Here is a 26,579-nt window from a genome sequence, read left to right as displayed (position 1 = left end):
TAATCTCGCTTACTTCTTCTTGGTTTCTTTGAGATGCACAACTTCGTCAACATAACGAACACCCTTACCTTTGTATGGCTCTGGGGAACGATACGCACGAACTTCAGCTGCGACCTGGCCAACTTGCTGCTTGCTGGCGCCTTTAATAATGATTTCAGTTTGCGATGGGGTCTCCGCTTTTACACCCTTTGGCAGGTTGTAAATAATGTCGTGTGAGAAACCTAATTGCAATTTCAATGTATCGCCTTGAGCTTGAGCACGGTAACCAACGCCTACCAAGCTGAGCTTGCGCTCAAAGCCGGCGGTAACGCCAATAACCATGTTGTTCACTAAAGCGCGAGTGGTTCCTGACAATGCACCAGCTTCTGGTGAATTGTTATTTAAAGTCACTGTCAATACACCATCAGCCTGTTGAAGACCAACAGCTGGGTGCAAGTTATGAGTCAAGGTACCTAATGGTCCTTTGACAGTCACATTAGCGCCGCTGATATTAATTTCAGCGCCCTTAGGAACAGTAATAGGTGATTTGCCGACGCGGGACATATTTCTCTCCTTAAGCTACGTAGCAAATAACTTCGCCGCCCACGCCAGTTGCACGTGCTTTGCGGTCAGTCATTACGCCTTGAGGGGTTGAAATAATTGCAATGCCCAAGCCATTCATTACTTCTGGAATGTCATGGCGACCTTTGTAGATACGTAGACTTGGTGTTGAAACACGGTCAATACGCTCAATAACAGGACGGCCTGCATAATATTTTAGTTCAATGTGAAGTACTGGCTTAGCTGCCTCACCTTTGACTTCAAAACTATCGATATAGCCTTCATCCTGCAAAACCTTTGCAATGGCTACTTTAACTTTTGACGACGGCATCATGACAACGGGCTTCTGCACTGCTTGCGCATTGCGGATCCGGGTCAACATGTCGGCGATTGGATCGCTAATACTCATGAGTTCTCCTAAATTCTTTCGCCGCTTACCAGCTGGCCTTGGTTAAACCAGGGATCTCGCCACGGAAGGCGATTTCACGAATCTTGCTACGGGCCAAACCAAACTTACGGAATGTGCCACGTGGACGACCGGTTAATGAACAACGATTTCTTTGACGAATCGGGCTTGCGTTACGTGGAAGTGCCTGTAGCTTCAAGCGAGCTTCGTAACGCTCTTCGTCACTGCGTGATTGATCAGCAATGATTGCTTTGAGTTCAGCACGCTTGGCAGCGTACTTCTCTACAGTTTTTGCGCGCTTATTTTCGCGCTCAATTAGGGATAGTTTTGCCACGTTAGCCTCTTAATTGCGGAAAGGGAATTTGAACGCCGCTAACAAAGCTTTTGCTTCTTCGTCTGATTTAGCGGTTGTCGTAATGCTGATATTGAGACCACGAAGTGCATCAATTTTGTCGTACTCAATTTCAGGAAAAATAATTTGCTCTTTAACGCCGATGTTGTAGTTACCACGACCATCAAACGCTTTACCTGAGATTCCGCGGAAGTCACGTACGCGTGGCAATGCAACGGTAACGAAACGATCTAAAAACTCATACATACGCTGACCGCGCAATGTCACCATCGCACCAATTGGGTAGCCTTGACGAATTTTGAAACCAGCAATCGCTTTTTTAGCTTTAGTAACTACTGGCTTTTGGCCGGCTACTTTAGTTAAATCGCCAACGGCATTCTCGATAACCTTCTTATCGTTCACAGCTTCGCCCAAGCCCATATTGAGGGTAACCTTAGTGATGCGTGGAACTTCCATAATGGATTTGTAGCCAAACTTAGTCATCAAATCAGCAACAACTTGCTTTTGATAATGTTCTTGAAAACGTGTGCTCATAATTTCTCCGTATCCCTTATGCGCTCAAGCTTGCGCCAGTAGTTTTCAGGAAACGCTGTTTTTTGCCATCAACTAACTTGATACCAACGCGTGATGCTTTGCCATTGCCGTCAACTAAAGCCACATTCGAAATATGAATAGGCATAGTCTTATCAATCATTCCACCGGTTACACCAGCAGCTGGATTAGGCTTAACAGCTTTTTTGTAAATATTGACGCCCTCAACAACTAACTTGTTCTCGAGCACATCGGTAACTGTTCCTTGCTTGCCCTTATCGCGGCCAGTCAAAACAACTACGGAATCACCTTTACGAATCTTTTTCATATCAGCCTCTTAAATAACTTCGGGCGCGAGTGAAACGATCTTCATGAACTTTTCTGTACGCAATTCGCGTGTAACAGGTCCAAAGATACGTGTACCAATCGGCTCTAACTTAGCGTTGAGCAAAACCGCAGCATTTTCATCGAACTTAATCAATGAACCATCTGGACGACGAACACCCTTAGCGGTTCTCACCACTACGGCGTTATAAATGTCACCTTTTTTTACACGGCCACGTGGAGCAGCGGATTTCACGCTGACTTTGATGACATCACCGATACTGGCATAACGACGCTTTGAGCCGCCCAATACCTTGATGCACAAAACTTCACTGGCGCCTGTGTTATCGGCGACCTGCAATCTACTTTCAGTTTGTATCATTTCTAATCCCCAACTTATTAGCCAAAGGCAAACAGTCTTGGTTCCGTTATGGGCCTGAGCGAAAGCTAAGGCCCGGAATTAATGAAAAACACTGCTTTTCTTACCGCTATATCGCGAAAAGCCTTCTATTCTACTACGTAAATTAGGGATTTGGCTACGAATTTGGGCCAAAATCCCTAATAATTCTTTAAATACCCTTTGAAGCCTCTACCAAACGGGTCACAACCCAGGATTTGGTGCGTGAAATTGGCTTAGATTCGCTAATTTCAACGGTATCGCCCATTTTGTAGGTGCCAGCCTCGTCGTGCGCATGGTATTTCTTGGACTGACCAACATATTTACCAATAATGGGATGCTTTACCTGGCGCTCAACAAGAACGGTCACAGTTTTCTGCATTTTGTCGCTAACGACACGGCCCACAAGGGTACGGCGCAAGGGTTTAGATAATTCTGTCATATCCCTTTTTCCTTATTTCTGAACAGTTTTTTGGGTGATAAAAGTCTTTACACGAGCGATGTCGCGCTTAGTCTTACCCAATTGACTGGTATTGGTGAGTTGCTGAGTGCCTTTTTGCATACGGAGCTTGAAGTTGGTCTTCAAAAGCTCTGTTAACTCTGCATTCAAGGCAGTCAGATCTTTAGTAGCTAATTCTTTATTTTTCATAATATCTATCCCGATCAACCGAGGTGACGAATCACGAATGTGGTTTGCAAAGGTAATTTAGCTGCAGCAAGCTTGAATGCTTCGCGCGCCAAAGTTTCATCTACACCATCCATCTCATAGAGAATCTTGCCTGGTTGAATTTCTGCAACGTAATACTCTGGATTCCCTTTACCGTTACCCATACGAACTTCGGCAGGTTTTTGTGAAATTGGCTTATCTGGGAAAATACGAATCCAGATACGACCGCCACGTTTAATGTGACGGGTCATTGCACGACGTGCTGACTCGATTTGACGAGCAGTCAAACGACCACGACCAACAGCCTTTAAGCCGAAGTCACCGAATGCTACAGAGCTACCACGTGTTGCCACGCCAGTGTTGCGGCCTTTTTGTTCTTTACGATACTTGCGACGCTTTGGTTGCAGCATGCTTACTCTCCTGACTTCTGCGTATCGGCAGCAGCAGGTTCAACTGCTTTGCGCACGCGCTTGATTGCTGGCTTAGCAGCAACTAATGGCTTGTCTTCACCAGCAGGCTTACGAGCAGCTGTTTTGCTTGGTACACGACGGGTTTTCTTTTCTTCAACTGCTGGCTCAGCTACAGGTGCAGCTACTTGGACATCAGCGCCACGACCTAATGTGTCGCCTTTGTAAACCCATACTTTGACACCGATGATGCCGTATGTAGTTTCAGCTTCTGATGTAGCGTAGTCAATGTCTGCCTTCAATGTATGAAGTGGAACGCGACCCTCACGATACCATTCGCGACGAGCAATCTCAGCACCATTCAAACGTCCAGAGGACATAATCTTGATACCTTGAGCGCCTAAACGCATTGCGCTTTGCATGGCACGCTTCATAGCGCGACGGAACATAATGCGCTTCTCGAGCTGTTGAGTAATGGAGTCAGCGATTAACTGAGCGTCCACTTCTGGCTTACGAATCTCTTCGATATTCACATGGACTGGAACGCCCATACGTTTTTGCAATTCACGGCGGAGGACTTCAATATCTTCGCCCTTCTTACCAATGACCACGCCTGGACGTGAGCTATAAATTGTGATGCGTGCATTCTTTGCAGGACGCTCAATCACTACCTTACTGACTGATGCATTCTTTAACTTCTTTTTCAAATAGCTGCGGACATCTACGTCCTCTTTCAGCATCTTCGCAAAATCAGTATTGTTTGCGTACCAACGTGATGTCCAATTCTTCGTTACCGAGAGGCGGAATCCGGTGGGGTTTATCTTTTGGCCCATATCTTTCCTTACTTACTCAGGGTCACGCTAATGTGACATGTTTGTTTTTCGATTTGATTGCCACGACCCTTAGCGCGAGCAGTAAAGCGCTTCAAGGATGTTCCCTTGTCAACAATGACTGCTGATACTTTGAGTTCATCAATATCGGCGCCTTTGTTGTGCTCAGCGTTAGCGAGTGCAGACTCAACAACTTTTTTCACAATGAAAGCAGCTTTTTTGGGGCTGAAATTCAAAATGTTCATAGCGCGCGCAATTGGCAAACCACGAATCTGGTCTGCGACCAATCGTGTCTTTTGCGCAGAAATGCGGGCGCCGCGGTGAATTGCTTTAACTTCCATCATCATCCCCTTACTTCTTCACAACTTTCTTGTCAGCAGCGTGACCTTTGAAAGTACGGGTCAAGGCAAATTCGCCTAACTTATGACCCACCATGTTTTCTGATACATAAACCGGAACGTGTTGGCGACCGTTATGAACAGCAATTGTCAGACCAATAAAGTCTGGCAGAATTGTTGAACGGCGCGACCAAGTCTTGATCGGCTTCTTGTCTTTGTTAGCCTGTGCAACTTCAACTTTTTTAACTAAGCTGGCGTCGCAGAATGGGCCCTTTTTAGCTGAACGTGTCATATCTATTTATCCTTATCGCTTAACGTTTTTGACGACGTTGAACGATCATCGAAGTTGTACGCTTATTGCGACGTGTGCGATAACCTTTGGTTGGTGTGCCCCATGGAGAAACAGGTACTCGGCCTTCGCCAGTTTTACCTTCACCACCACCATGTGGGTGATCTACTGGGTTCATTGCCACACCGCGAACGGTTGGGCGAATACCGCGCCAGCGATTTGCACCAGCTTTACCAATTTGGCGCAAGCTGTGCTCTTCATTACCAACTTCACCAATGGTTGCACGGCACTCGATCAACACGCGACGTACTTCACCTGAGCGCAAGCGCACCTGAGCGTAAACACCTTCGCGAGCTAACAGTACTGCAGAACCGCCAGCTGAGCGAGCAATCTGCGCGCCTTTACCTGGCAACATTTCTACACAGTGAATAGTGCTACCTACTGGAATATTACGAATTGGTAAATTGTTACCGGACTTGATAGGGGCTTCAGAACCGTTTTGGATCTGTTGACCAACAGTCATTCCCTTAGCAGCCAGAATGTAGCGACGCTCACCATCAGCAAATACGATCAACGCAATATTTGCGCTACGGTTTGGATCGTATTCCAAACGCTCGACCTTGGCTGGAATGCCGTCTTTGTCATTGCGCTTGAAATCAACCATACGATAGTGATGCTTATGACCACCGCCTTTATGACGAGTAGTGATGTGGCCATTGTTGTTACGTCCAGCTTTTTGGAACTGTGGCTCTACCAACGCTGCAAAAGGCTTACCTTTATGCAGGTCAGGATTAACCACCTTGACCATTGAACGACGACCTGGTGAGGTCGGTTTTGTCTTCATCAAAGGCATGATTAATTCGCCTCCGCTTCAAAGTTAATTTCTTGACCTGGCTTCAAATTCACATAGGCCTTCTTGGTGTGGTCACGACGACCTTCAAAACGGCCATAGCGCTTTGGCTTGCCTTTTTGATTCACGATTTGAACTGAGTCAACTTGCACTTTGAAGAGCAATTCAACTGCTTGTTTTACATCGCTCTTATTTGCATCGCGAGCTACTTGGAACACTACTTGTTCGTTTTTCTCTGCAACCATAGTGGCTTTTTCAGAGATAACGGGGCCAAGCAGTACCTTCATTAAATTATGATCGTTTTTACGGACTTGGCTCATTTCAGCAACTCCTCAATTTTGGCGATCGCAGCTTTGCTAACCAATACTTTTTTGTACTGGACTAAAGCCAATGGATCAGCGTGCTGTGGCTCGACAATCGCAACTTTATGTAAGTTACGTGATGCCAAGTACAAATTCTCGCTAACTTGATCAACGATGATGAGCACAGAGTCCAATCCCATAGCTTTGACTTTGTCAGCCAACTCTTTGGTCTTAGGAGCATCTAAGCTAAATTGATCAACCACATTCAAACGACCTTCGCGAGCCAACTGAGACAAAATGGATCTCATACCAGCGCGGTACATTTTCTTGTTTACTTTTTGGCTGAAATTCTCTTCAGGAGAATTTGGAAATATACGACCACCTCCACGCCACAGCGGGGAAGAGCTCATACCAGCACGTGCACGACCAGTACCTTTTTGACGCCAAGGTTTTTTGGTAGTGTGCTTAACTTGTTCACGGTCCTTTTGTGCGCGGTTACCACTACGAGCATTTGCTTGGTAAGCCACAACAACTTGGTGTACTAGTGCTTCGTTATATTCACGCTCGAACACTTCTGGTGATGCTTGAACGCCAGCACCTAAAGTTCCGTTATCTTGGAGAAGCTTGAGTTCCATATTCGCTCTCCTTATTTCTTCTTCAACGGTGTTTTCACCGCTGGAGTAACAATCACTTTACCGCCTGGGGCACCTGGAATAGCGCCTTTAACCATGATGAGATTACGTTCTGCATCAATGCGTGCGATAACTAAATTTTGTACGGTACGGGTAACGTCGCCAAGGTGGCCAGTCATGCGCTTACCTGGGAATACGCGACCTGGATCTTGTGCCATACCAATAGAACCTGGTACGTTGTGTGAACGTGAGTTTCCGTGTGAGGCGCGTCCAGAAGCAAAGTGATAACGCTTAATGGTGCCTGCGTAACCTTTACCGATCGATACGCCTTGAACGTCAACTTTTTGACCGGCAGTGAAAGCAGCTTCCGCAGGAATTACTTGTCCTGGGGTCATTTCTGCAATTTTTGCTGCGTCTAATTGGAATTCGTTTAGCCCGTTACCAGCCATGACACCTGCTTTTGCAAAATGTCCTGCCATTGCTTTGGTAACGCGAGTAGCTCTACGTGTGCCATGAGCCAACTGGATAGCATCATAGCCATCAGTTGCCTGGGTCTTGATTTGAGCGATTCTGTTGTCGCTCACGTCAATTACGGTTACAGGGATTGAATCCCCTTCATCCGTAAATAGACGGGTCATGCCGACCTTGCGGCCGATTAAGCCTAAGCTCATATTCATGCTCCACGCCGACTTCGATTGGTCGGCAAAATTTAATTTAGGTGATTTACAAGTAAAAATACTTCTAAATCAATAACTTACAACAATTTTAATGCAGATAAAACTAATAAAATCGCCTAATATTTAAGCGAAGCCTTTGATTCTATCCCGAAAAGCTGACCTTGACAAGCTACAAGGCCAAAAATAGATCTTATTGCAGCTTAATTTCGACATCCACACCAGCTGGAAGGTCTAATTTCATCAAAGCATCCACAGTTTTCTCGGTTGGATCAACAATATCCATTAAACGCAAATGGGTACGGATCTCCAACTGATCACGTGAAGTCTTGTTCACGTGTGGGGAACGCAAGATGTCAAAACGCTCAATACGGGTTGGTAACGGTACTGGACCCTTAACAACCGCACCAGTACGCTTAGCTGTATCAACGATTTCAGCTGCAGACTGATCGATCAAACGATAGTCAAATGCTTTGAGACGAATACGAATTTTTTGGTTTTGCATATTAATTCCAAAGAACAGTGCGGTGCTGCCGCGTTATCAATCTAAAGAGCGGGTGACATCTGCAGCACAGATGTCACCGGTTAGCAAAACGCTAAACCAAATTTAAAACCGACTACTTAAGCCAAAATCTTCGCAACCACTCCGGCGCCAACAGTACGGCCACCTTCACGGATTGCAAAACGTAAACCTTCTTCCATCGCAATTGGCGCGATGAGTTTGACGGTAATGGTGACGTTATCGCCAGGCATGACCATCTCTTTGTCTTTTGGCAACTCGATTGAACCCGTTACGTCCGTAGTACGGAAGTAAAACTGGGGACGATAGTTGTTAAAGAACGGAGTATGACGACCACCTTCATCTTTACCCAAGATATAAACCTCGGCTGTAAAGTGGGTATGTGGGGTGATTGAACCTGGCTTGGCCAAGACTTGGCCACGCTCAACTTCTTCACGCTTAGTACCACGTAACAAAATACCGACGTTATCGCCTGCTTGACCTTGATCGAGCAGTTTGCGGAACATCTCTACACCAGTACAAGTGGTTTTGAGAGTGGGCTTAATACCAATGATTTCAATCTCTTCACCTACCTTAACAATACCGCGCTCAATACGACCAGTCACAACAGTGCCGCGACCAGAGATCGAGAACACATCTTCTACTGGCATCAAGAACGCACCATCAATCGCGCGCTCTGGAGTAGGAATATAAGTATCTAAAGCTTCGGCCAATTTCATGATCGCGCCTTTACCCAATTCGCCTTCGTCACCTTCTAGGGCTAACTTAGCAGAACCGTGGATGATTGGAGTGTCATCACCAGGGAAGTTGTACTTAGATAAAAGCTCACGTACTTCCATCTCAACGAGCTCTAACAACTCAGCATCATCGACCATGTCGCACTTGTTTAAAAACACGACGATGTAAGGAACACCGACTTGGCGTGCCAAGAGGATGTGCTCACGGGTTTGTGGCATTGGGCCGTCAGCTGCAGAGCAAACCAAAATTGCGCCGTCCATTTGGGCAGCGCCAGTAATCATGTTCTTAACGTAGTCAGCATGTCCTGGGCAATCGACGTGAGCATAGTGACGATTAGCAGTCTCATACTCAACGTGCGCAGTATTAATCGTAATACCACGGGCCTTTTCTTCAGGAGCAGCATCGATCTGATCGTATGCTTTTGCTTCGCCACCGAATTGCTTAGAAAGCACGGTTGCGATTGCTGCTGTCAAAGTGGTTTTACCGTGGTCAACGTGACCAATGGTGCCTACGTTTACGTGCGGTTTTGTCCGCTCAAACTTTTCTTTTGCCATTTTTGTCTGCCTTCTTAGCTAGTCAATATTCAAAAATTAATGTGGATAAATTACTTCGCTTTAGCAGCCATAACTGCTTCAGCAACGTTCTTGGGTGCTTCGGAATAGTGCTTAAATTCCATGGTGTAGGTAGCACGACCTTGGGTCAACGAGCGCAAGCCAGTTGAGTAACCAAACATCTCAGCCAATGGCACTTCAGCGCGTACGATCTTGCCGCCGCCTGGAATGTCATCCATACCTTGCAAAATACCGCGACGTGATGAGAGGTCACCCATTACGTTACCCATGAAATCTTCTGGTGTTTCTACTTCTACAGCCATCATTGGCTCGAGCAAGACTGGAGATGCTTTACGCATACCATCTTTGAATGCCATTGAGCCCGCCATCTTAAATGCGTTTTCATTAGAGTCAACATCATGGTATGAACCAAAGAACAAGGTTGCTTTGATATCGACAACTGGATAGCCAGCCAAGATACCGGAGTTCAATGTCTCAATGATGCCTTTTTCTACTGCAGGAATGTATTCACGCGGAACCACACCGCCCTTGATAGCGTCAACGAATTCAAAACCTTTGCCTGGTGCTTGTGGCTCAAGCTTCAATACCACGTGCCCATACTGACCACGACCACCAGACTGCTTAACAAATTTACCTTCGATCTCTTCACAAATCTTACGAATAGTTTCGCGATAGGCAACTTGTGGCTTACCAACAGTTGCTTCAACACCAAATTCACGCTTCATGCGATCAACCAAAATTTCTAAGTGGAGCTCGCCCATTCCAGAAATAATGGTTTGACCAGATTCTTCATCAGTCTTGACGCGGAAAGAAGGATCTTCTTGCGCCAAACGATTTAAAGCTAAGCCCATTTTTTCTTGGTCAGCTTTGGTCTTTGGCTCAACAGCTTGAGAGATCACTGGCTCTGGGAATACCATGCGCTCCAAAATCACGATGCTATCTGGATCACACAATGTTTCGCCTGTAGTTGCGTCTTTCAGACCAACTGCTGCGGCAATATCACCGGCATACACTTCTTTGATTTCTTCGCGTTGGTTTGCATGCATCTGTAACAAACGACCAACACGCTCTTTCTTGCCCTTAATTGGGTTGTAGATGGTGTCGCCAGACTTCATTACGCCTGAGTAAACACGGAAGAAGATGAGCTGGCCAACGAATGGGTCAGTCATGATCTTAAATGCTAGTGCAGAAAACTTTGCGCTATCAGATGCTTCGCGAGTGGCAGGTGTGCCATCTTCTAATTCGCAAGGAACTGGAGGTACGTCCAATGGAGATGGCAGCAATTCAACTACTGCATCTAACATTGCCTGAACACCTTTGTTCTTAAATGCAGTTCCACACAACATTGGAACGATTTCATTAGCAATAGTGCGTTGACGTAATGCGCCCTTAATTTCCTCTTCGGTCAAGCCTTCGCCGCCGAGATATTTTTCCATCAATTCTTCAGAGCTCTCCGCAGCAGCTTCGAGCATCTTCTCGCGCCACTCTTCTGCCGAAGCTTGCAACTCTGCAGGGATGTCTTCGTAGGTGAACTTAGTACCTTGTGAAGCCTCATCCCAATAGACGGCTTTCATTTTGACCAAGTCAACAACGCCTTTAAAGTTTTCTTCAGCACCAATGGGGATTTGAATCAAGATTGGATTTGCTTTGAGACGAGCCTTCATTTGGTCATAGACCTTGAAGAAGTTCGCACCAGTACGGTCCATCTTGTTTACAAAAGCCAAACGGGGAACTTGGTACTTATTTGCTTGACGCCAAACAGTTTCGGATTGTGGCTGAACGCCACCTACTGCGCAATACACCATACATGCACCATCGAGAACGCGCATTGAACGCTCAACCTCAATGGTGAAGTCTACGTGTCCTGGGGTATCAATAATATTGATACGGTGCTCTGGCATGTTGCCTGCCATACCCTTCCAGAAGGTGGTGGTAGCAGCAGAAGTAATCGTGATACCACGCTCTTGCTCTTGCTCCATCCAATCCATAGTAGCTGCGCCATCATGCACTTCACCGATTTTGTGATTAACACCGGTGTAGAACAAAACACGTTCTGTAGTTGTGGTCTTACCTGCGTCAATGTGCGCAGAAATACCAATATTGCGATATCTGTCGATGGGGGTTTTGCGTGCCACTGTTTATACCTTTTCTTTACTAATGGGTTAGAAGCGGAAATGTGAGAAAGCTTTATTAGCTTCAGCCATACGGTGAACTTCTTCACGCTTCTTCATAGCGCCGCCACGACCTTCAGCAGCTTCTAATAATTCGTTGGCCAAACGTTGAGCCATGGATTTTTCACCGCGCTTCTTAGCGGCTTCACGCACCCAGCGCATTGCCAAAGCAGAACGGCGTGATGGACGAACTTCAACAGGAACTTGATAGTTTGCGCCCCCAACACGACGGCTCTTCACCTCAACCATTGGCTTAACGTTGCCCATGGCTGTTGAAAAAATTTCGAGTGGTTCTTTATTTGCTTTTTTCTCGATGTGATCAAAGGCACCATAAACGATACGCTCTGCAACCGATTTCTTGCCGTCCAACATGAGGACGTTCATGAATTTAGCGACTTCTACATTGCCGAATTTTGGATCAGGCAAGATTTCCCGTTTGGGAACTTCACGACGACGTGGCATAACTACTCCTTCAGTTCAGTTGGGGGCAACCAAAATTGATCGCCCGCTCCAGTTGCCCTACTATTTAGAAAACTTCAGCTCTAAACGGAGCAACCACTTACTTGCCTTTTAAGTCCGACAAAATTGACTTACTTCTTACTGCGAATTCTTAAAACTGCTAATTAAGCAGCCTTTTTAGCGCGCTTAGCACCATACTTGGAACGGGCTTGCTTACGGTCTTTAACACCCTGCAAGTCCAAAGATCCACGAACGATGTGATAGCGCACACCTGGCAAATCCTTTACACGACCACCGCGGATTAACACTACTGAGTGTTCCTGGAGGTTATGCCCTTCACCGCCAATGTATGAAATCACTTCAAAACCATTGGTTAAGCGAACTTTGGCGACTTTACGTAGCGCAGAGTTTGGCTTTTTAGGGGTCGTTGTATATACACGTGTGCATACACCACGGCGCTGCGGACTGTTTTGCAGCGCAGGGCTCTTACTTTTAACGGTCAGCCGTGTTCTTGGCTTACGTAATAATTGATTAATTGTTGGCATAAAAATAGCTCGGTTAGTACTTCTTTGTTGCTTTCTTCAAGAAAATCAATGACTTAGATAATTTCTAGGTCAAAAAGACCTTCTTCTGAATCAGTAGAACTCAGCATTCTAGCTTGGCCAGCCTTTCCCGTCAACCAAATAGGAAAGAACTGGCCATTTAATGGCTAAAAAACCAAATTAGCTAGGATCAGCCTCCCCAGCAGGAGCAACGACTTCAGCCTCTATTTCTATTGGCATATCGGCCATTGCTTGCTCTTCGGCGGCAATCATCTGAGCACGATCGCGCTCAAATTGCTCTCTGACTTTGCGGGCACGGCGATAAGACAAGCCAGTTCCAGCAGGAATCAAGCGACCAATAATGACGTTTTCCTTAAGACCACGAAGTGTATCGGTCTTGCCCATAATTGCAGCTTCGGTCAATACACGGGTGGTTTCTTGGAAAGAAGCCGCTGAAATGAAGCTGTCGGTCGACAAGGATGCCTTAGTAATTCCAAGCAACACGTTATCGAACAGCGCTGGACGCTTACCTTCAGCAATCACACGATCATTCTCATCATAGAGTTTTGAACGCTCAACCTGCTCGCCAGGGATGAAGGATGTATCGCCTGGATCAGTTACCTGAACACGACGTAACATCTGACGCACGATAACTTCAATGTGCTTGTCATTAATCTTCACACCTTGGAGACGATAAACGTCTTGAACTTCATCAACGATGTAGATGGCTAACTCTTCAATACCTTTGAGCGTCAAGATATCGTGTGGATCAGCAGGGCCTTCCACAATCATCTCGCCCTTATTCACAACTTGGCCGTCATGAACAAGCACTTGTTTCTCTTTAGGAATCAAGAATTCATTTGCTTCACCATCCATATCGGTAATCACCAAGCGTTGTTTACCTTTGGTTTCTTTGCCGAAGGAAACAGTTCCGGTCACTTTCGCCAAGACTGCTGCATCTTTTGGTGAACGTGCTTCGAACAATTCTGCAACGCGTGGCAAACCACCCGTAATGTCGCGAGTCTTTTGGGATTCGATTGGAATACGAGCCAAGACTTCACCGACCTCAACTTTTTGGCCATCTTTAACGGTAATTAAAGCGCCGACTTGCAAGCCAATGTTTACAGGGTGATCAGTACCAGCAATCATCACTTCATTGCCTTTCTCATCAACCAAGTTAATCATTGGGCGAACCCCTTTACTTGCAGCACTGCGGCGCTTACCATCAATAACGACCAAAGTAGAGAGTCCAGTAACGTCGTCAACCTGCTTAGCAACGGTCACGCCTTCTTCGACATTGTCAAAGCGAGCAACACCAGCGTATTCAGAAATAATCGGACGAGTTAATGGATCCCAGGTTGCCAAGCTTGCGCCAGCCTTGACTGCTGCACCTTCTTTTAAGGAGAGGGTTGCGCCGTAAGGGACTTTATGACGCTCACGCTCACGACCGTTGTCATCCATGATCAAGGCTTCGCCAGAACGTGAAATCACGATCTGCTCACCTTTCGCATTCTTCACAACCCGCATCGTGCTAGAGAACTTCAATGAACCATTGGATTTGGCTTCAATATTGCTTGCAACTAAAGCGCGTGATGCTGCGCCACCAATGTGGAAGGTACGCATGGTCAACTGGGTGCCTGGCTCACCGATGGATTGAGCAGCAATTACACCTACCGCCTCGCCAACGTTGACCAAACCACCGCGACCTAAGTCACGTCCGTAGCACTTCGCGCATAAACCAAAGCGAGTTAAGCAAGATAGAACAGTGCGAACTTTAACTTCGTCGATACCGAGCGCAACGATTTGATCAACATGATCTTCATCGAGCAAGGTGTCGTTAGGCACGATAACTTCTTGAGTATCTGGATGCAAAATATCACCGATACATACACGGCCCAAAATACGGTCACGCAATGCTTCAATAATTTCGCCGCCTTCAACCAATGCCTTCATGGTTACGCCGCTTGTTGCGCCACAATCATCTTCGATCACCACGAGATCTTGAGTAACGTCACACAAACGACGTGTTAAGTAACCTGAGTTCGCTGTCTTCAATGCTGTATCAGCCAAGCCTTTACGAGCACCATGGGTTGAGATGAAGTACTGCAACACATTCAAACCTTCACGGAAGTTCGCAGTAATTGGAGTTTCAATGATGGAGCCATCTGGCTTTGCCATCAAACCACGCATACCAGCCAACTGACGAATCTGCGCCGCAGATCCACGCGCGCCAGAATCAGCCATCATATAAATAGAATTGAACGATTCTTGACGCACAGTTTTGCCGTTGCGGTCGAGTACATCAACGTGTGATAACTCGTCCATCATCGCTTTGCCAACTTGGTCACCAGCAGCACCCCAAATATCAACCACGTTGTTATAACGCTCTTGATTGGTTACGAGACCTGACATGAACTGCTTGTCATACTCTTTTACCTTGGTAGAAGCTTCGGTGATGATGCGCTCTTTGGAAGTTGGAATCAGCATATCGTCGATCGCAACCGAGATACCGGCATTTGTTGCCAAACGGAAACCAGACTGCAAGAGGCGGTCAGCAAAAATCACTGTCTCGCGCAGACCACACTTACGGAATGAAGTGTTGATCAAACGTGAGATTTCTTTTTTCTTCAAAGGCTTATTGATTTCCTCGAAAGACATACCCTTAGGCAAAATCTCCGACAAAATGGCGCGGCCAACAGAAGTTTGATAGATCTTCGTTTTTTCAGCAAAACGGGCATCGCCTTCTGCTTTCTTATCTACGATCTCAAACTCAGTAATACGCACGGCAACGCGGGAAGCTAATTCAACTTCACGAGCCTCATATGCGCGCACTACCTCAGTGATGTTGGCAAAAACCATGCCTTCGCCCTTACCGTTGATCTTGTCTCGAGTCGCGTAATAGAGGCCCAAAACTACGTCCTGTGAAGGAACAATGGATGGTTCGCCGTTCGCTGGGAACAAGACGTTATTTGAAGCCAACATCAAAGTGCGTGCTTCCATTTGCGCTTCGAGCGATAAAGGCACGTGAACCGCCATTTGGTCACCGTCAAAGTCGGCGTTAAATGCTGCGCAGACCAATGGGTGCAATTGGATTGCTTTGCCTTCAATCAGCATTGGCTCGAAAGCCTGAATGCCAAGACGGTGCAATGTAGGCGCACGGTTGAGCATAATTGGATGCTCACGAATCACTTCTTCGAGAATATCCCAAACGATTGGCGTCTGGCTCTCAACTTCTTTCTTTGCAGCCTTAATGGTGGTTGCAATTCCTAAAGTTTCAAGCTTGTTGAAAATGAAGGGCTTGAATAATTCCAAGGCCATCAATTTTGGTAAGCCGCACTGATGTAATTTCAATGTAGGGCCAACCACGATGACTGAACGACCAGAGTAGTCAACGCGTTTACCCAACAAGTTTTGACGGAAACGACCACTCTTACCTTTAATCATCTCAGCCAAGGACTTCAGAGGACGCTTGTTAGCGCCAGTCATAGCCTTGCCACGACGACCGTTGTCGAGCAATGAGTCAACCGCTTCTTGCAGCATGCGTTTTTCGTTACGAACGATGATCTCTGGTGCACGCAACTCCAACAAACGCTTCAAACGGTTGTTACGGTTGATTACACGACGATAGAGGTCGTTCAAGTCGGAAGTAGCAAAGCGACCACCATCCAACGGCACTAATGGGCGCAATTCAGGCGGCAATACTGGCAATACTTCCATGATCATCCAGTCAGGCTTAATGCCTGAAGTCTGGAATGCCTCGAGCACTTTTAAGCGCTTGGCATATTTCTTGATCTTGGCATCGCTACCAGTCGCTTTGAGCTCAGCGCGAATTGTTTCCACTTCGCGATTGATGTCGATCGAACGAAGCAGTTCACGGATACCTTCGGCGCCCATGATGGCTGTGAAAGCACCATCACCATACTCTTCAGTTTTGGCAATGTACTCATCTTCAGACATGATCTGACCGCGCTTCATTGCGCCTTCAGGAGTCATGCCTGCATCCACAACTACATAAGCTTCAAAGTACAGAACGCGCTCAATATCCCGCAAGGTCATATCCAAAACCATACCCAAGCGGGATGGCAAGGACTTCAAGAACCAGATATGCGCTACAGGCGCTGCCAGCTCAATGTGGCCCATTCGCTCACGACGCACCTTAGCAAGAGTAACTTCTACGCCGCACTTCTCGCAGATAACACCGCGGAACTTTAAGCGTTTGTACTTACCGCATAGACACTCGTAGTCTTTGGTTGGTCCAAAAATCTTGGCACAGAAAAGACCATCACGCTCAGGTTTAAAAGTCCGATAGTTAATCGTTTCTGGCTTGCGTACTTCACCAAAAGACCATGAGCGGATTTTTTCAGGAGATGCGAGGCCAATTTTGATGACATCAAATTGCTCTTCACCCTGGGTTTGCTTAAATAAATCGAGCAATGCTTTCATATCAGTTGCGCTCCATGTCAATGTCAATACCCAACGAACGAATTTCTTTTACCAATACGTTGAAGGATTCGGGCATGCCAGCATCAATTGTGTGCTCGCCCTTGACGATGTTTTCGTAAACTTTGGTACGGCCGGTGACATCATCGGACTTCACGGTCAGCATTTCCTGCAGAACGTAAGAAGCGCCGTATGCCTCGAGAGCCCAAACTTCCATCTCACCAAAGCGCTGACCACCAAACTGGGCTTTACCGCCCAATGGCTGTTGTGTCACCAAAGAGTATGGTCCGGTTGAACGGGCATGCATCTTGTCGTCGACCAAATGGTGGAGTTTCAAGACGTGCATAACGCCAACTGTTACAGGGCGTTCAAACTGATCGCCTGTACGACCGTCGCGCAGAATCATCTGTTGACGTGATGGGGTCATCTGCAATGCAGTAGCGACATCTTGTGGATAAGCTAACTCCAACATTCTGGCGATCTCTGCTTCAGTAGCACCATCAAATACTGGCGTAGCAAATGGCAAACCTTGGCGTAAATTTTCAGCCAATGCAGTAATTTGCTCATCAGTGAATCCGTCGATATCTTCATGACGACCAGTTTCGTTATAGAGCTGCTTCATAAACTTACGCAATTCAGCTTGCTTAGCGTGTTCACGAACCATCTCGTCAATACGCTTACCAATACCTTGGGCCGCCCAACCTAAGTGGGTTTCCAAAATCTGACCTACGTTCATACGAGAAGGAACGCCCAATGGATTCAAAACGATATCGACGGGACGTCCGTCAGCCATAAATGGCATATCTTCGGCAGGAGCGATTTTTGAAACCACGCCTTTATTACCGTGACGGCCGGCCATCTTATCGCCAGGCTGTAAACGACGCTTAACAGCCAAATACACCTTGACCATCTTGGTTACGCCAGGCTGGAGATCATCGCCTTGAGTCAACTTGGTGCGCTTCTCTTCAAAAGCCTCATCAAATTGTTTGCGCTTAGCTTCAATAGACGATTTAATTGCCTCAACTTGAGAAGCAACATCCTCATCCGCTGGACGAATATCAAACCAATGGTATTTGTCCAAGTCTGCTAGATAAGCCTTATCGATCTTGCTGCCTTTGGCTAATTTCTGAGGACCGCCATTGGCAACTTTACCAACCAAGAGTTTTTCTAAACGCATGAAGGCGTCACCTTCAACAATACGCAATTGGTCATTTAAGTCCAAGCGGTAGCGTTGTAATTCTTCCTGAATAATCGACTGTGCACGGGCATCGCGCTCAATACCTTCACGGGTGAAGACTTGAACATCGATTACGGTACCAATCATTCCAGAAGGAACACGCAAAGAAGTATCTTTAACATCGGATGCTTTTTCACCGAAGATCGCACGTAGTAATTTCTCTTCTGGGGTAAGAGTTGTTTCGCCTTTTGGAGTTACCTTACCAACCAATACGTCGCCGGCTTCAACTTCAGCGCCAATGTAAACAATACCGCTTTCATCTAAACGAGAGAGTTGTGACTCAGCCAAATTAGAGATATCGCGAGTAATTTCTTCGGACCCTAACTTAGTATCACGAGCAACTACAGATAACTCTTCAATATGAATCGAGGTGTAACGGTCATCTGCAACAACCTTCTCAGAAATCAAGATGGAGTCTTCGAAGTTATAACCATTCCATGGCATAAATGCCACAGTCATATTTTGACCCAAAGCCAACTCACCTAAATCGGTAGAGGCGCCGTCAGCAACCACATCGCCACGCTCAACACGATCGCCTACTTTTACGATTGGGCGCTGATTGATATTGGTGTTTTGATTTGAGCGGGTATATTTGATGAGGTTGTAAATATCCACACCAACTTCACCGGCTGCAGTTTCATCATCGTTTACACGAATCACGACACGATTTGCATCGACGTAATCAACGATACCGCCGCGATTTGCCAGCACAACAGTGCCAGAGTCAACCGCAACAATGCGCTCGAGACCAGTACCAACTAATGGTTTATCAGGACGTAAGCAAGGAACTGCTTGACGCTGCATGTTCGCACCCATCAAAGCACGGTTCGCATCATCGTGCTCTAGGAATGGAACGAGTGAAGCAGCAGCAGAAACGATCTGACTTGGAGCAACGTCGATGAAATCGATGCGCTCTGGGCTAACCATCATGGTTTCGCCAGCTTGACGAGCTGAAACCAACTCATCGGCTAACTTACCATTCTTGTCGATCGTCGCGTTTGCCTGAGCAATCACATACTTCGCCTCTTCAATTGCTGATAAATAAACAACTTCATCGCTTACCTTGCTATTAGCAACTTTGCGATATGGCGTTTCCAAGAAACCGTGCTCATTCAAACGGGCAAAAAGCGCGAGTGAGTTGATCAGACCAATGTTTGGTCCTTCTGGAGTTTCAATTGGACAAACACGGCCATAGTGGGTTGGATGCACGTCGCGCACCTCAAAGCCTGCACGCTCACGTGTCAAACCACCAGGTCCCAATGCAGAAATACGACGCTTGTGCGTGATCTCTGAAAGTGGGTTGGTTTGATCCATAAACTGAGACAGCTGTGAAGAACCAAAGAACTCACGAATCGCTGAAGAGATTGGCTTGCTGTTAATCAAATCATGCGGCATCAAGTTTTCTGTTTCAGCTTGACCAAGACGCTCTTTTACTGCACGCTCTACGCGGGATAAACCTGCACGGAACTGATTCTCAGCCAACTCACCAACGCAACGTACACGACGATTACCTAAGTGGTCAATATCGTCTACCTCGCCTTTGCCGTTACGTAAATCAACGAGGGACTTAATCGTGTCGAGAATATCTTCATTGGATAAAACCATTGGACCTTCCATCTCTGGACGGTTCAAACGGCTATTGACCTTCATACGACCAACACGTGACAAGTCATAGCTGTCTTCGCTGTAGAACAAGCGCTGGAATAAAGCCTCAACTGCATCTTCTGTTGGTGGCTCGCCAGGACGCATCATGCGATAGATCGCAATACGTGCTGCGGTTTGATCAGCTGTTTCATCAGTACGCAATGTCTGAGAAATGTAAGCACCAGAATCCAGATCATTGGTATAGATGGTTTCTAGTTGCTTGATACCTGCATCACGCAAGGTGGCCAACAACTCTTCAGTAATCTCATCATTAGCGTACGCTAAGATTTCACCTGAGTCTGGATCAATAATATTACGTGCCACAACGCGGCCAATTAAATAGTCATCTGGAACAACGATGTTCTTTGTTTTAGCGGCTTCGAGTTCACGAATGTGTTTTGCGTTGATACGCTTATCTTTTTGAATGACAACGACGCCATTCTTATCAAGCACATCAAAGTTGGCTAACTGGCCACGCAAGCGCTCAGGGACAAACTCCATCGATCCACCATTTGCACTCAAGGTGAAATGATCAAAATTAAAGAAGTTTGCAAGAATTTGCTCATTGTTTAAGCCAATTGCTTTAAGCAAAATGGTGACAGGCATCTTACGACGACGATCAACGCGGAAATACAAAATATCTTTTGGATCAAACTCGAAATCGAGCCATGAACCACGGTAAGGAATGATGCGTGCTGAGAACAGCAACTTACCAGAACTATGAGTCTTGCCTTTATCGTGTTCGAAGAACACGCCTGGGGAACGGTGCAACTGAGAAACGATCACGCGCTCAGTACCGTTGATGACAAAAGAGCCATTCTCAGTCATCAGGGGAATCTCACCCATGTAGACTTCGCTCTCTTTGACTTCCTTAACCTTAGTAGGCGCTTCGCGGTCATAAATGATCAAGCGAACTTTGGCGCGCAAGGCAGAATGGTAGGTATAGCCCCGTTGTTGACATTCTTTGACGTCAAATGGTGGCTGCGACAATTGATATGACACGTATTCCATACGTGCATAGCCATTGTTGGAAACAATTGGGAAGGCAGAAGTAAATGCGGCTTGTAGGCCTTCTGTAATACGCGAAGTTGGAGGCTTCTCTGCCTGCAAAAATTTAGCGTAGGACTCCAGCTGGGTTGCAATCAGGTATGGAACCTGGTGATTATTTACTCGCTTAGCAAAGCTTTTACGGACTCGCTTGCGTTCGGTGAAGCTATAGTTCATTTCATCTCCGAATTCAGCGACTGTACAAAGATTTGGCGGTTGGCCACTACCAACCACTGGCGGACAACACTAAATCCTCAGATTCAGTGTCCGACCAAACTTGCATTCTGCAGTCGTATCAGAAGGCAAACCCGATTTCAATCAGAAATGAAATCGGGTTTGACCTCTAAAGGTCAAACCCAACATGGCTAACGACTCCTTTTGGGAGACGCTAGCTAAAGTTGCATTACTTGAGTTCTGCTTTCGCGCCAGCTTCTTCGAGCTTCTTCTTGGCTTCTTCGGCAGTCTTTTTATCAACGCCTTCTTTGATTGGCTTAGGTGCACCATCAACCAAGTCTTTTGCTTCTTTGAGGCCAAGACCAGTAATTTCACGAACTGCCTTAATTACTGAAACCTTGTTTGCGCCAGCTTCGAGCAAGTTAACAGTAAATTCTGTTTGCTCTTCAGCAGCAGCACCGCCACCGCCTGCACCAGCAGGACCAGCAACAGCCATCGCCGCAGCGGATACGCCAAACTTCTCTTCGAACGCTTTAACCAAGTCGTTCAAATCCATTACAGACATGCTACCTACTGCATCAATAATTTCTTCTTTAGTAATCGCCATTTTTAGCTCCTAATACTTAAATAGTTAATCTGTCGCTTATTCAGCGGCAGGGGTTTCATTGCTTTCTGTTCCAGCTTCTGGGCTTGCAGCTGCAGGCTCAGCACTTGCTTCTGGTGCGGCGGCTTCAGCAACTACTTCTGCTGGAGCTGCTGCAACTTCTGCTACAGGTGCTGCTGCTGGAGCAGGTGCCCCGGCTGCCTTTTGTGCTGCTACGGCACCCAATACGCGAGCCATTGCAGATACTGGGGCCAACATGACGCCCAACAACTGCGATAACAACTCGTCGCGACTTGGAATTGTTGCGAGGGCTTTAACGCCAGCCACATCCAACAACTTGCCGTTGTATAAGCCAGCAGTGATGACTAGCTTGTCTTGAGTCTTCGCAAAGCCTTGCAGTACTTTTGCCGAAGCAATTGGATCTGCAGAGATGCCATAGATCAAGGGGCCAACCATCGAATCAGCAAGAGGCTCAAACTGTGTGCCTTGTGCAGCACGACGCGCCAATGTGTTCTTCAAAACACGAAGATATACACCTTGACTACGAGCGCTAGCACGCAGCTTTGTCAATTCCTCAACTGGAATACCACGGTATTCAGCGAGAACAACAGTTTGGGCTCCAGCCAATTGAGCGCCGACATCAGCAACGATTGCTTTTTTGTCTTCTACATTCAAAGGCACGGTTTAACTCCATAAAAACCAACTGTTTCCAGTTGGGGTTACACACCAGCGTCTGATTGTTCAATCACAAGAAACTCTTGCGAAATCTTTTCAGGGTCGCCATCTGCGCTGGCTATTACTTTCGTAACAATTAAGAATTAATTTCTTTCCAAGCAAACTAATCCGCCAACGGTCTTTGATGTTCGACTCTAGTTACAGAGTCGACCCAAAGTTCTTTTGCTACAAATTACTGTGCTGCTTGTAGCGAAGCCTGATCCACACGTACGCCTGCACCCATGGTGCTGCTTACGGCAACCTTCTTCAAATAAATTCCCTTAGATGCAGGTGGCTTTGCTTTATTCAAAGCCTCAAGCAATGCGAGCAAATTGGTCTTCAATGCAGTTGGCTCGAATGAACGACGACCAATGCTTGCGTGCACGATACCGGCTTTGTCCACACGGAATTGCACTTGACCTGCTTTTGCATTCTTAACTGCAGTTGCAACGTCAGGGGTAACGGTTCCTACTTTTGGATTTGGCATCAAGCCGCGTGGGCCCAACACTTGACCTAAAGTACCTACGATCTTCATGGTGTCTGGGGAGGCGATCAAAACGTCAAAATCAATCTTGCCGCCTTTGATCTGATCAGCCAACTCTTCCATACCAACAATCTCTGCACCAGCAGCTTTAGCTTGTTCAGCTTTCTCGCCTTGAGCAAAAACTGCAACACGAACATGCTTACCTGTACCAGCTGGAAGCACCACTGCGCCACGCACAACTTGGTCAGATTTCTTGGCATCAATACCAAGCTGAACAGCAACGTCAATAGACTCATCGAACTTGGCAGTTGCGCACTCTTTAACGAGTGTCAATGCGTCTTCCAATGAATAAAACTTATTGCGATCAACCTTAGATTGAATCGCTTTAACGCGTTTAGATAATTTAGTCATGATTAGAGACCTTCCACAGTGATGCCCATGGAACGGGCGCTACCAGCGATTGTTCTTACAGCAGCGTCCATATCAGCAGCTGTTAAATCGGGCATTTTTGCTTTAGCAATTTCTTCTGCTTGAGCACGAGTAATTTTTCCAACCTTATCGGTATGGGGACGTGGTGAACCCTTCTCCAACTTCGCAGCCTTCTTGATCATGATGGTTGCTGGGGGAGTCTTCATGATGAACGTGAAGCTCTTATCAGCAAATGCTGTGATCACAACTGGAATTGGAAGGCCTGGCTCCATGCTCTGAGTTTGAGCATTGAACGCCTTACAGAATTCCATAATGTTCAAACCGCGTTGACCCAATGCTGGGCCCACGGGAGGTGAGGGGTTTGCTTTACCTGCAGGGATCTGCAGTTTGATAAAGCCAATAATCTTCTTTGCCATGTGTTGCTCCTAAAAGCGCGCCTGACCTCATAAGGAAAGACCGCCGTTGAGTAAACGCTTCGCTAGGTTTTGGCTTTCTAGCTCCGCTCCTCGGTTAATTACTAAAACTAAATAACCACTTAAATTCAACTACTACAAAACCGGACTAAGTCCTTGTTTTTTACATCTTTTCTACCTGGCCGAACTCGAGTTCAACTGGGGTACCGCGGCCAAAAATTGTAACAGAAACGCGCAATCTTGACTTCTCATAATTGACTTCTTCAATATTTCCATTGAAATCAACAAATGGGCCTTCTTTGACCCGCACAATCTCACCCACCTCAAAGAGGGTCTTAGGCTTGGGTTTATCAACCCCGGCCTGCATTTGATCCATGATTTTGGCCACTTCAGCCGTAGAAATCGGACTTGGACGATTGCGGACGCCACCAACAAAACCGGTCACTTTTGGCGTATTTTTCACCAAATGCCAGCTTTCATCGGTCATTTCCATCTCAATCAGGACGTACCCTGGGAAGAAACGGCGCTCAGAAACTGACTTTTGGCCAGATTTAATCTCCACCACTTCCTCAGATGGGACCAAAATACGGCCAAATTTTTCAGACATCCCCGAGCGTGCTATCCGCTCTTCAAGACCTTTTTTCACACTTTTTTCCATGCCCGAATAAGCATGAATAACGTACCAGCGCATATTGCCAGTAGCTTGTGGGTTTACGGCCAATTCAGAATCAATCATTTTTATTACTCACTTCCAGCCTAATAAGACTGAAAAAACTAGCCATTCAATCAATTTGTCTGCAACCCATAAAAATATGGACATGATCAGAACAAAACCAAATACGACCAAAGTCATTTGGGTTGCCTCTTTACGAGTTGGCCAAACAACTTTTTTTGCTTCGTACCAAGAATCTTTCGCATAGGAGAAAAACCTACGCCCTTCTGGTGAAATCGCCACAATCAAAACTGCGATCGCAATACCGCCAAACAAAACAGCTAAACGCAACAACAAGGATTGATCGACAAGCACGTAATACAAGACTAGTGCTGCAACGACAATCAGAGCGGCGAGTCCGGAGACCCAACTGCTTTTTTCTTCAGAATGACTTACCGTTTGTTGCGACATATTGCTTTCAGTTCAAATCGTGGCAGGGGCGGAGGGCATCGAACCCCCAACCTTTGGTTTTGGAGACCAACGCTCTGCCAATTGAGCTACACCCCTTTATTTCAAAAATTACTTAAGCCAAAATCTTCGCAACCACTCCGGCGCCAACAGTACGGCCACCTTCACGGATTGCAAAACGTAAACCTTCTTCCATCGCAATTGGCGCGATGAGTTTGACGGTAATGGTGACGTTATCGCCAGGCATGACCATCTCTTTGTCTTTTGGCAACTCGATTGAACCCGTTACGTCCGTAGTACGGAAGTAAAACTGGGGACGATAGTTGTTAAAGAACGGAGTATGACGACCACCTTCATCTTTACCCAAGATATAAACCTCGGCTGTAAAGTGGGTATGTGGGGTGATTGAACCTGGCTTGGCCAAGACTTGGCCACGCTCAACTTCTTCACGCTTAGTACCACGTAACAAAATACCGACGTTATCGCCTGCTTGACCTTGATCGAGCAGTTTGCGGAACATCTCTACACCAGTACAAGTGGTTTTGAGAGTGGGCTTAATACCAATGATTTCAATCTCTTCACCTACCTTAACAATACCGCGCTCAATACGACCAGTCACAACAGTGCCGCGACCAGAGATCGAGAACACATCTTCTACTGGCATCAAGAACGCACCATCAATCGCGCGCTCTGGAGTAGGAATATAAGTATCTAAAGCTTCGGCCAATTTCATGATCGCGCCTTTACCCAATTCGCCTTCGTCACCTTCTAGGGCTAACTTAGCAGAACCGTGGATGATTGGAGTGTCATCACCAGGGAAGTTGTACTTAGATAAAAGCTCACGTACTTCCATCTCAACGAGCTCTAACAACTCAGCATCATCGACCATGTCGCACTTGTTTAAAAACACGACGATGTAAGGAACACCGACTTGGCGTGCCAAGAGGATGTGCTCACGGGTTTGTGGCATTGGGCCGTCAGCTGCAGAGCAAACCAAAATTGCGCCGTCCATTTGGGCAGCGCCAGTAATCATGTTCTTAACGTAGTCAGCATGTCCTGGGCAATCGACGTGAGCATAGTGACGATTAGCAGTCTCATACTCAACGTGCGCAGTATTAATCGTAATACCACGGGCCTTTTCTTCAGGAGCAGCATCGATCTGATCGTATGCTTTTGCTTCGCCACCGAATTGCTTAGAAAGCACGGTTGCGATTGCTGCTGTCAAAGTGGTTTTACCGTGGTCAACGTGACCAATGGTGCCTACGTTTACGTGCGGTTTTGTCCGCTCAAACTTTTCTTTTGCCATTTTTGTCTGCCTTTAGTTAACTCTTTAAACCAACGAAATCACAATTTATAAATCTGAAACATGGTGCCCATGGGCAGGATCGAACTGCCGACCTCTCCCTTACCAAGGGAGTGCTCTACCACTGAGCCACATGGGCCAATCTTTTGCTACAAAATACTGGAGCGGGATAAGAGAATCGAACTCTTGACCGAAGATTGGAAATCTGCTGTTTTACCATTAAACTAATCCCGCACATCTTGGTGGAGGGGGTAGGATTCGAACCTACGTAGGCATAGCCAACAGATTTACAGTCTGCCTCCTTTAGCCGCTCGGACACCCCTCCGCGAACCCAATATTCTGACTCCTAACGGAGAATCTGTCAATCTCTCTAGCGCTTTGCACAAGTAAAAACGCCCAGACCTAAAAGGGTCTGGGCGTCGCATTGGT

At 46.5% G+C, this 26,579-nt stretch carries 29 protein-coding genes, 4 tRNA genes and 1 pseudogene; all 34 read right to left on the bottom strand.

All coding sequences use genetic code 11. From position 1 onward, the window contains the following. Window positions 1–9: 9 nt before the first annotated feature. Complete coding sequence (rplF, locus tag Pas1_RS00375) at window positions 10–543, bottom strand: 50S ribosomal protein L6 (protein ID WP_112202611.1); 534 nt, start codon at window positions 541–543, stop codon at window positions 10–12. Between the two features lie 10 nt (window positions 544–553). Beyond that, window positions 554–949: a 30S ribosomal protein S8 gene (rpsH, locus tag Pas1_RS00370; protein ID WP_112202609.1), complete on the bottom strand. Its 396-nt coding sequence runs from the start codon at window positions 947–949 to the stop codon at window positions 554–556. A gap of 25 nt (window positions 950–974) precedes the next feature. Further along, entirely contained in the window at window positions 975–1,280 is a 306-nt protein-coding gene (gene rpsN, locus Pas1_RS00365) for a 30S ribosomal protein S14 (RefSeq protein ID WP_071464445.1), read from the bottom strand. 9 nt (window positions 1,281–1,289) lie between these two features. Continuing rightward, the gene (gene rplE, locus Pas1_RS00360) at window positions 1,290–1,832 is read right to left on the bottom strand and encodes a 50S ribosomal protein L5 (RefSeq protein WP_112202607.1); all 543 of its coding nucleotides are present in this window, start codon (window positions 1,830–1,832) and stop codon (window positions 1,290–1,292) included. Between the two features lie 16 nt (window positions 1,833–1,848). Continuing rightward, window positions 1,849–2,157, bottom strand: a complete 309-nt coding sequence (gene rplX / locus Pas1_RS00355) for a 50S ribosomal protein L24 (protein ID WP_112202605.1) — start codon at window positions 2,155–2,157, stop codon at window positions 1,849–1,851. A 9-nt stretch (window positions 2,158–2,166) separates the two neighbouring features. Next, entirely contained in the window at window positions 2,167–2,535 is a 369-nt protein-coding gene (gene rplN, locus Pas1_RS00350) for a 50S ribosomal protein L14 (RefSeq protein WP_112202603.1), read from the bottom strand. A gap of 187 nt (window positions 2,536–2,722) precedes the next feature. Then, complete coding sequence (rpsQ, locus tag Pas1_RS00345) at window positions 2,723–2,992, bottom strand: 30S ribosomal protein S17 (RefSeq protein WP_112202602.1); 270 nt, start codon at window positions 2,990–2,992, stop codon at window positions 2,723–2,725. Between the two features lie 12 nt (window positions 2,993–3,004). Then, window positions 3,005–3,199, bottom strand: coding sequence for a 50S ribosomal protein L29 (rpmC, locus tag Pas1_RS00340; protein WP_112202600.1), 195 nt, complete (start codon window positions 3,197–3,199; stop codon window positions 3,005–3,007). Window positions 3,200–3,213: 14 nt separating this feature from the next. Continuing rightward, complete coding sequence (rplP, locus tag Pas1_RS00335; protein ID WP_100379479.1) at window positions 3,214–3,627, bottom strand: 50S ribosomal protein L16; 414 nt, start codon at window positions 3,625–3,627, stop codon at window positions 3,214–3,216. A gap of 2 nt (window positions 3,628–3,629) precedes the next feature. Then, window positions 3,630–4,457 carry a 30S ribosomal protein S3 gene (gene rpsC / locus Pas1_RS00330; protein WP_112294168.1) on the bottom strand — a complete coding sequence of 276 codons (828 nt, stop codon included), beginning with the start codon at window positions 4,455–4,457 and terminating at the stop codon, window positions 3,630–3,632. An 8-nt stretch (window positions 4,458–4,465) separates the two neighbouring features. Then, window positions 4,466–4,798 carry a 50S ribosomal protein L22 gene (gene rplV / locus Pas1_RS00325; RefSeq protein WP_425325354.1) on the bottom strand — a complete coding sequence of 111 codons (333 nt, stop codon included), beginning with the start codon at window positions 4,796–4,798 and terminating at the stop codon, window positions 4,466–4,468. A gap of 7 nt (window positions 4,799–4,805) precedes the next feature. Beyond that, window positions 4,806–5,084, bottom strand: a complete 279-nt coding sequence (gene rpsS, locus Pas1_RS00320; RefSeq protein WP_087908800.1) for a 30S ribosomal protein S19 — start codon at window positions 5,082–5,084, stop codon at window positions 4,806–4,808. Between the two features lie 19 nt (window positions 5,085–5,103). Continuing rightward, the gene (gene rplB, locus Pas1_RS00315) at window positions 5,104–5,934 is read right to left on the bottom strand and encodes a 50S ribosomal protein L2 (protein ID WP_112202594.1); all 831 of its coding nucleotides are present in this window, start codon (window positions 5,932–5,934) and stop codon (window positions 5,104–5,106) included. 2 nt (window positions 5,935–5,936) lie between these two features. Further along, on the bottom strand, window positions 5,937–6,251 hold the full coding sequence (gene rplW / locus Pas1_RS00310) for a 50S ribosomal protein L23 (RefSeq protein ID WP_068947693.1): 315 nt from the start codon (window positions 6,249–6,251) through the stop codon (window positions 5,937–5,939). Then, window positions 6,248–6,868, bottom strand: a complete 621-nt coding sequence (rplD, locus tag Pas1_RS00305; protein ID WP_112202592.1) for a 50S ribosomal protein L4 — start codon at window positions 6,866–6,868, stop codon at window positions 6,248–6,250. Before rplD ends, rplW begins: the two co-directional genes overlap by 4 nt. 11 nt (window positions 6,869–6,879) lie before the next feature. Beyond that, window positions 6,880–7,536 carry a 50S ribosomal protein L3 gene (rplC, locus tag Pas1_RS00300; RefSeq protein WP_071465078.1) on the bottom strand — a complete coding sequence of 219 codons (657 nt, stop codon included), beginning with the start codon at window positions 7,534–7,536 and terminating at the stop codon, window positions 6,880–6,882. 196 nt (window positions 7,537–7,732) lie between these two features. After that, window positions 7,733–8,044, bottom strand: a complete 312-nt coding sequence (rpsJ, locus tag Pas1_RS00295; protein WP_011901899.1) for a 30S ribosomal protein S10 — start codon at window positions 8,042–8,044, stop codon at window positions 7,733–7,735. A gap of 116 nt (window positions 8,045–8,160) precedes the next feature. Continuing rightward, window positions 8,161–9,351 (bottom strand): elongation factor Tu, encoded by a 1,191-nt coding sequence (tuf, locus tag Pas1_RS00290; protein ID WP_112202573.1) that lies wholly within the window; start codon window positions 9,349–9,351, stop codon window positions 8,161–8,163. Window positions 9,352–9,401: 50 nt separating this feature from the next. After that, window positions 9,402–11,504: an elongation factor G gene (fusA, locus tag Pas1_RS00285; protein WP_112202590.1), complete on the bottom strand. Its 2,103-nt coding sequence runs from the start codon at window positions 11,502–11,504 to the stop codon at window positions 9,402–9,404. Between the two features lie 27 nt (window positions 11,505–11,531). After that, window positions 11,532–12,002, bottom strand: a complete 471-nt coding sequence (rpsG, locus tag Pas1_RS00280; RefSeq protein WP_011901897.1) for a 30S ribosomal protein S7 — start codon at window positions 12,000–12,002, stop codon at window positions 11,532–11,534. A 161-nt stretch (window positions 12,003–12,163) separates the two neighbouring features. After that, complete coding sequence (rpsL, locus tag Pas1_RS00275; RefSeq protein ID WP_068947691.1) at window positions 12,164–12,544, bottom strand: 30S ribosomal protein S12; 381 nt, start codon at window positions 12,542–12,544, stop codon at window positions 12,164–12,166. 177 nt (window positions 12,545–12,721) lie between these two features. Further along, window positions 12,722–16,984, bottom strand: coding sequence for a DNA-directed RNA polymerase subunit beta' (gene rpoC, locus Pas1_RS00270; RefSeq protein ID WP_112202588.1), 4,263 nt, complete (start codon window positions 16,982–16,984; stop codon window positions 12,722–12,724). A 1-nt stretch (window position 16,985) separates the two neighbouring features. Next, window positions 16,986–21,086 (bottom strand): DNA-directed RNA polymerase subunit beta, encoded by a 4,101-nt coding sequence (rpoB, locus tag Pas1_RS00265; RefSeq protein ID WP_112202586.1) that lies wholly within the window; start codon window positions 21,084–21,086, stop codon window positions 16,986–16,988. Between the two features lie 226 nt (window positions 21,087–21,312). Next, window positions 21,313–21,690, bottom strand: a complete 378-nt coding sequence (gene rplL, locus Pas1_RS00260; RefSeq protein WP_112202584.1) for a 50S ribosomal protein L7/L12 — start codon at window positions 21,688–21,690, stop codon at window positions 21,313–21,315. A 159-nt stretch (window positions 21,691–21,849) separates the two neighbouring features. Next, a pseudogene (rplJ, locus tag Pas1_RS00255) lies at window positions 21,850–22,368 on the bottom strand (50S ribosomal protein L10); the annotation flags it as partial. Window positions 22,369–22,594: 226 nt separating this feature from the next. Further along, window positions 22,595–23,296 (bottom strand): 50S ribosomal protein L1, encoded by a 702-nt coding sequence (rplA, locus tag Pas1_RS00250; RefSeq protein ID WP_112202581.1) that lies wholly within the window; start codon window positions 23,294–23,296, stop codon window positions 22,595–22,597. A gap of 2 nt (window positions 23,297–23,298) precedes the next feature. Further along, window positions 23,299–23,730 carry a 50S ribosomal protein L11 gene (gene rplK, locus Pas1_RS00245; RefSeq protein ID WP_112202579.1) on the bottom strand — a complete coding sequence of 144 codons (432 nt, stop codon included), beginning with the start codon at window positions 23,728–23,730 and terminating at the stop codon, window positions 23,299–23,301. A 160-nt stretch (window positions 23,731–23,890) separates the two neighbouring features. Further along, on the bottom strand, window positions 23,891–24,463 hold the full coding sequence (gene nusG / locus Pas1_RS00240) for a transcription termination/antitermination protein NusG (RefSeq protein ID WP_112202577.1): 573 nt from the start codon (window positions 24,461–24,463) through the stop codon (window positions 23,891–23,893). A 9-nt stretch (window positions 24,464–24,472) separates the two neighbouring features. Beyond that, window positions 24,473–24,850 (bottom strand): preprotein translocase subunit SecE, encoded by a 378-nt coding sequence (gene secE / locus Pas1_RS00235; RefSeq protein ID WP_112294167.1) that lies wholly within the window; start codon window positions 24,848–24,850, stop codon window positions 24,473–24,475. A 20-nt stretch (window positions 24,851–24,870) separates the two neighbouring features. Then, window positions 24,871–24,946: transfer RNA gene (locus tag Pas1_RS00230), tRNA-Trp, on the bottom strand. Between the two features lie 16 nt (window positions 24,947–24,962). After that, the gene (tuf, locus tag Pas1_RS00225) at window positions 24,963–26,153 is read right to left on the bottom strand and encodes an elongation factor Tu (protein ID WP_112202573.1); all 1,191 of its coding nucleotides are present in this window, start codon (window positions 26,151–26,153) and stop codon (window positions 24,963–24,965) included. A gap of 61 nt (window positions 26,154–26,214) precedes the next feature. Further along, window positions 26,215–26,289: transfer RNA gene (locus tag Pas1_RS00220), tRNA-Thr, on the bottom strand. Between the two features lie 21 nt (window positions 26,290–26,310). Beyond that, a tRNA-Gly gene (locus tag Pas1_RS00215) sits at window positions 26,311–26,384 on the bottom strand. Between the two features lie 6 nt (window positions 26,385–26,390). Continuing rightward, window positions 26,391–26,475, bottom strand: a tRNA-Tyr gene (locus Pas1_RS00210). Window positions 26,476–26,579 lie beyond the last annotated feature (104 nt).

This window comes from Polynucleobacter paneuropaeus (genome assembly GCF_003261235.1).
GTDB lineage: Bacteria > Pseudomonadota > Gammaproteobacteria > Burkholderiales > Burkholderiaceae > Polynucleobacter > Polynucleobacter paneuropaeus.
The sequence above is the reverse complement of the archived record's forward strand: the minus strand, read 5'-3'. Positions and strand labels throughout refer to the sequence as shown.